The organism is Sphingopyxis sp., assembly GCF_025869345.1.
Classification (GTDB): domain Bacteria; phylum Pseudomonadota; class Alphaproteobacteria; order Sphingomonadales; family Sphingomonadaceae; genus Sphingopyxis.
Map to the genome: position 1 here is coordinate 1 of NZ_JAOZVW010000118.1, position 5,625 is coordinate 5,625.

Genomic DNA, 5,625 nt, shown 5'->3' on the forward strand with positions numbered 1-5,625 from the left:
GGATCAAGTCCGGGGTGACGAATGTGAGATGTCCCATGCCCATCCTCTTCCTTCCGTCCCAAAAGCTGGTTAGAGCCGACTCGTCATGGCCTCCCAATCTCCCCTCGACGATCTGAAAACCGCGCTGTCGAGCGTCGCGCGCGCGGTCACCCGCGATGCGGAGGTTGAGGTCGGCTTCACCGCCGACGCCCCCGCGCAGATCGGCAAGGCGATCAAGGTGCCGACCCCGTCGCGCACCCTGCCGCGCGATCAGGTCGCCGAAGCGCGCGGCTTCGCCGACAGCTATGCGCTGCGCATGAAGCATCACAGCGACAAGCTCCACAACGCCGCGCGCCCCGCCGAACCGCTCGCCGCCGCCGCGTTCGACGCGATGGAGCGCGCGCGGGTCGAGGCGCTCGGCGCGCGTAACATGGCCGGAATGCGCGCCAATCTGTCGGCCAGCCTCGCGATGCGGATGCGGTCGGACCCGATCGCCCGCGCGCAGACCAAGGACGATGTGCCGATATCGAGCGCGCTCGAACTGATGCTGCGCGAGGCGCTGACCGGCGAGCAGGCGCCGCAGGGCACCGAGACCGGCCTGTCGCTGGTGCGCGAATGGATCACCAAGGACGCGGGTGGCGACCTGACCGCGCTCGCGATGCTGATCGACGATCAGGCCGCCTTCGCCGAAACCGCGAAGCTCGCGCTCCGCCACCTCGACCTCATCCAGGGCGACGAGCCGGTCGAGCAGGGCTCCGAAGACAGCGGCGAAGAGGATGAGTCCGAGGCCGAGGACAGCCAGGAAGAACAGGAAAGCGAGGACGGCGGCGCCGGCGAAAGCCAGGTCGACGCGCGCGCCGAAATGGCCGGAGACCAGGCCGACGACGGTGAATCCGACCCCGACGCGCAGGAGATGGAGGCCGACGGCGAGCCCGAGATGGGCGGCGAAGGCGACGAGGGAATGCTCCCCGTCCGCCCCAACCGCCTGCCGACCGACGTCCCCGACTTCAATTACATCCGCTTCACCGAAAAGCATGACGAGATCGTCGCCGCGACCGAGCTTTGCGACGCCGACGAACTGACGCGGCTGCGCGCCTATCTCGACCAGCAGATGACGCATCTGCAGGGCGCGGTGACCAAGCTCGCGAACCGGCTCCAGCGCCGCCTGATGGCGCAGCAGAACCGCGCGTGGGATTTCGATCAGGAGGAAGGTCAGCTCGACGCCGCGCGCCTCGCCCGCGTCGTCGTCTCGCCCGGCAGTTCGCTGTCGTACAAGGTCGAGCGCGACACCGATTTCCGCGACACCGTCGTCACCTTGCTCCTCGACAATAGTGGTTCGATGCGCGGGCGGCCGATCAGCATCGCCGCGATCAGCGCCGACATCCTCGCGCGCACGCTCGAACGCTGCGGGGTCAAGACCGAAATTCTCGGCTTCACCACGCGGACGTGGAAGGGCGGGCAGAGCCGCGAGGACTGGCTCGCCGCCGGGCGCCCGCCGCACCCCGGCCGCCTCAACGACCTCCGCCACATCATCTACAAGCCCGCCGACGAACCCTATCGCCGCGCCCGCAAGTCGCTCGGCCTGATGATGCGCGAGGGGCTGCTCAAGGAAAATATCGACGGCGAGGCGCTGATGTGGGCGCACCACCGCATCATCAACCGCCCCGAGGAACGCCGCATCCTGATGGTGATCAGCGACGGCGCGCCGGTCGACGACAGCACGCTGTCGGTCAACCACGGCGCCTATCTCGACCAGCATCTGCGGCAAGTGATCGAATGGATCGAGAACCGTTCGCCAGTCGAACTCTGCGCGATCGGCATCGGCCACGATGTCACGCGCTATTACAGCCGCGCGGTGACGATCATGGACGCCGAACAATTGGGCGGAACGATGGTCGAGCAATTGGCGGGGCTGTTCGACATCGATTGAGGCGCAATCGGACGACACGACTTCTAAAGTTAGGCCGTTTTTCCGGGCTTTCGCGCGAATCTTGTCCCATACTGCAGGGGATCACCCACCCCGCAGCCTCCCCTCCCCGTCATTGCGAGCGCAGCGAAGCAATCCAGCGGGTGCACCAACCGCTCTGGATTGCTTCGCTGCGCACGCAATGACGAGGGTTCAAAGGAATGGTTTACAGTTCCCCCAAGCCCCGCGTGACAACCCCCTCCCCCCTCGTTACAAATCCTCCCCGGCAATGCAGGGACTCGCGAGCAACGACGGGAACCGCTGCGCCGATATTTGCGCCGCTGGTCGCCGGCACGGACTGAAACGCCGCACCGGCGCGGTGCATGGGCTGAGGGGGCGACTATAGCATGAAAAAAGCATCCGACCTGTTCATCGAATGCCTCGAGGAAGAGGGCGTCGAATATATCTTCGGCGTTCCCGGCGAGGAAAATCTCGACTTTCTCGACAGCCTGTCGCGCTCGAAAAAGATCAAGCTGATCCTGACCCGCCACGAACAGGGCGCGGGCTTCATGGCCGCGACCTATGGCCGCCACACCGGCAAGACCGGCGTCTGCCTCGCGACGCTTGGCCCCGGCGCGACGAATTTCGTCACCGCGGCCGCCTATGCCCAGCTCGGCGGGATGCCGATGATGATGATCACCGGGCAGAAACCGATCAAGAAATCGAAGCAGGGCCGCTTCCAGATCCTCGACGTCGTCGCGATGATGGGGCCGATCACCAAATATACCCACCAGATGGCCTCGTCGGACAATATCCCGAGCCGCGTGCGCGAGGCCTTCCGCCTCGCCGAGGAGGAAAAGCCCGGCGCGGTGCATATCGAACTGCCCGAGGATATCGCCGACGAGCATACCGAAAGCCTGCCGCTGAAGCGCAGCCATTCGCGCCGGCCGACCGCTGACGTCAAATCGATCCGCGAAGCGGTGAAGGCACTCGAAAATGCGAAATCGCCGGTGCTGGTGATCGGCGCGGGCGCGAACCGCACGATGACCAGCCGGATGCTGCTGCAGTTCATCGAAAAGACCGGCATCCCCTTCCTGACCACCCAGCTCGGCAAGGGCGTGATCGACGAGCGGCACCCGAAATTCCTCGGCTGCGCCGCGCTGTCGGCGGGCGATTTCGTCCACCGCGCGGTCGAGGCGTCGGACTGCATTGTCAACATCGGCCACGACGTCATCGAAAAGCCGCCTTTCTTCATGAAGAGCGGCGGCCCGACCGTTATCCATATCTCGACCAAGACCGCCGAGGTCGATCCCGTCTATTTCCCCGACATCGAGGTGATCGGCGACATCGCCAACGCGATCTGGCAGATGAAGGAGGATATCGTCCCCAACGGCGGCTGGGCGTTCGACCATATGCTCGCCTATCGCCAGGCCGAGGTCGATCACACCGCGCCGCTCGCCGCCGACGCGCGCTTCCCGATCTTCCCGCCGCATCTGGTGCAGCAGGTCCGCGCCGCGATGCCCGACGACGGGATCATCTGCCTCGACAACGGCGTCTATAAAATCTGGTTCGCGCGCGGCTATACCGCCTATCGCCCGAACACCGTGCTGCTCGACAATGCGCTCGCGACGATGGGCGCGGGGCTGCCGAGCGCGATGATGTCGGCGATGGTCTATCCGGGCCGCAAGGTGATGGCGATCTGCGGCGACGGCGGCTTCATGATGAACAGCCAGGAGATGGAGACCGCGGTGCGCCTCGGCCTCAACATCACCGTGCTGATCCTCAACGATTCGAGCTATGGCATGATCCGCTGGAAACAGGCGAACATGGGCTTCAAGGATTGGGGGCTGACATACGGCAACCCCGATTTCGTCAAATATGCCGAAGCCTATGGCGCCAAGGGCCATCGCGTCGAAAGCGCCGCGCACCTCCAGGAATTGCTCGCGCATACGCTGAGCACGCCGGGCGTCCACCTGATAGATTGCCCGGTGGACTATTCGGAGAATGACCAGATTTTGAACGTCGACATCAAGAAGCTGTCGAAGGAGTTGTAACAGGCTTCGCGACCGCCAGTTTTCTTGTCATCCCCGCGAAAGCGGGGATCCAGCTTTCTTCTTCGTGCCTTTGCGCCTTTGCGTGAGGAAATTTTGGACTCGCGCAAAGGCGCAAAGGCACGAAGAAGGAAAATTGAAGAAGCTGGATCCCCGCCTTCGCGGGGATGACAGCCTTGGAGAATGATTGTGAAGTTGAAAGACGTTTACCCGCTCTACCTCAACAACAAGGCGGTGCAGCCGAACACCGACCTTGTCGTCACCGACAAATATACCGGCGAGGTCGCGTTCCGCACCGCGCTCGCGACCCCCGATGTGATCGACGAAGCGATCGCCGGGGCGGTGCGCGCCGCCGAACCGATGGCGAAGCTCGCGAGCTATGAAAAGCGCGACGTGCTGACCCACTGTGTGGGCCGCTTTCAGGAGCGGTTCGACGAACTCGCTTATGCACTCTGCGTCGAGGCGGGGAAGCCGATCGCCGATGCCGAGGGCGAGGTCGGCCGCCTGATCGACACCTTCCGCATTGCCGCCGAGGAAGCGGTGCGCAATTATGGCGAAGTTCAGCCGCTCGATATCTCGCCCCGCGCCAAGGGCTATATGGGGATGTGGAAGCGGGTGCCGATCGGGCCGTGCAGCTTCATCTCGCCGTTCAATTTCCCGCTGAACCTCGCCGCGCACAAGATCGCGCCGGCGATCGCGATCGGCTGCCCCTTCGTGATGAAGCCCGCGTCGATGACCCCGCTCGGCGCGATCATCATGGGCGAAGTGCTCGCCGAATGCGACATCCTCCCCGAGGGCGCGTTCAGCATCCTCCCCGCGAGCCGCGACGGCGCCGACCTCTTCACCACCGACGAGCGGCTGAAACTGCTGAGCTTCACCGGCTCGCCCGGCGTTGGCTGGGACCTCAAGGCCAAGGCGGGCAAGAAGAAGATCGTTCTCGAACTCGGCGGCAACGCCGCGGTGATCGTCGACAAGGACGCCGACCTCGACCATGCGCTCGCGCGCATCATCTTCGGCGCCTTCTATCAATCGGGCCAGTCGTGCATCGGCGTCCAGCGGATCATCATCCACGCCGACATCTACGACAAATTCCGCGACATGCTGGTCGAAAAGACCAAGACGCTGGTCGCGGGCGATCCCAAGGACCGCAATACCTTCATCGGCCCGATGATCTCCGAAAAGGAAGCCGCGCGGCTCGATGGCTGGATTCAGGAAGCCATCGCGAACGGCGCGAAACTGCTCGTCGGCGGCAAGCGCGAGGGCGCGATGCTGGAGGCGACGCTGCTCGAAGAGGTCGACCGCGGCGCCAAAGCCTATCGCGAAGAGGCTTTCGGACCGCTCGCCATCCTGTCGAAATTCACCGATTGGGACGCGGCGCTCGCGGAGGTCAACGACAGCAAGTTCGGCCTTCAGGCCGGTCTTTTCACCCGCGACCTGCACCAGGTGCTGGAGGCGTGGGATCATCTCGAGGTCGGCGGCGTCGTCGTCAACGACGTGTCGAGCTACCGCGTCGACAACATGCCCTATGGCGGCGTGAAGGATTCGGGGCTCGGCCGCGAAGGCATCCGCTTCGCGATGGAGGATATGAGCGAGATACGGAATCTGGTGATACGGCGGGTCTGATTTCAACGACTTCGTCATTGCGAGCGAAGCGAAGCAATCCAGGGCGGTTTACGCCACTCTGGATTG

At 64.2% G+C, this 5,625-nt stretch carries 3 protein-coding genes; all 3 read left to right on the forward strand.

Annotation, left to right across the window (positions count from 1 at the left end; all coding sequences use genetic code 11):
• The first annotated feature begins 85 nt into the window (after positions 1–85).
• The 3 genes from cobT (at position 86) to OJI97_RS12555 (ending at position 5,559) form a co-directional block, all read left to right on the forward strand.
• Entirely contained in the window at positions 86–1,909 is a 1,824-nt protein-coding gene (gene cobT, locus OJI97_RS12545) for a cobaltochelatase subunit CobT (RefSeq protein ID WP_297663937.1), read from the forward strand.
• 383 nt (positions 1,910–2,292) lie between these two features.
• Positions 2,293–3,939 (forward strand): acetolactate synthase large subunit, encoded by a 1,647-nt coding sequence (locus tag OJI97_RS12550; protein ID WP_297663939.1) that lies wholly within the window; start codon positions 2,293–2,295, stop codon positions 3,937–3,939.
• A gap of 180 nt (positions 3,940–4,119) precedes the next feature.
• Positions 4,120–5,559: an aldehyde dehydrogenase family protein gene (locus OJI97_RS12555; RefSeq protein WP_297663941.1), complete on the forward strand. Its 1,440-nt coding sequence runs from the start codon at positions 4,120–4,122 to the stop codon at positions 5,557–5,559.
• Positions 5,560–5,625: the final 66 nt, after the last annotated feature.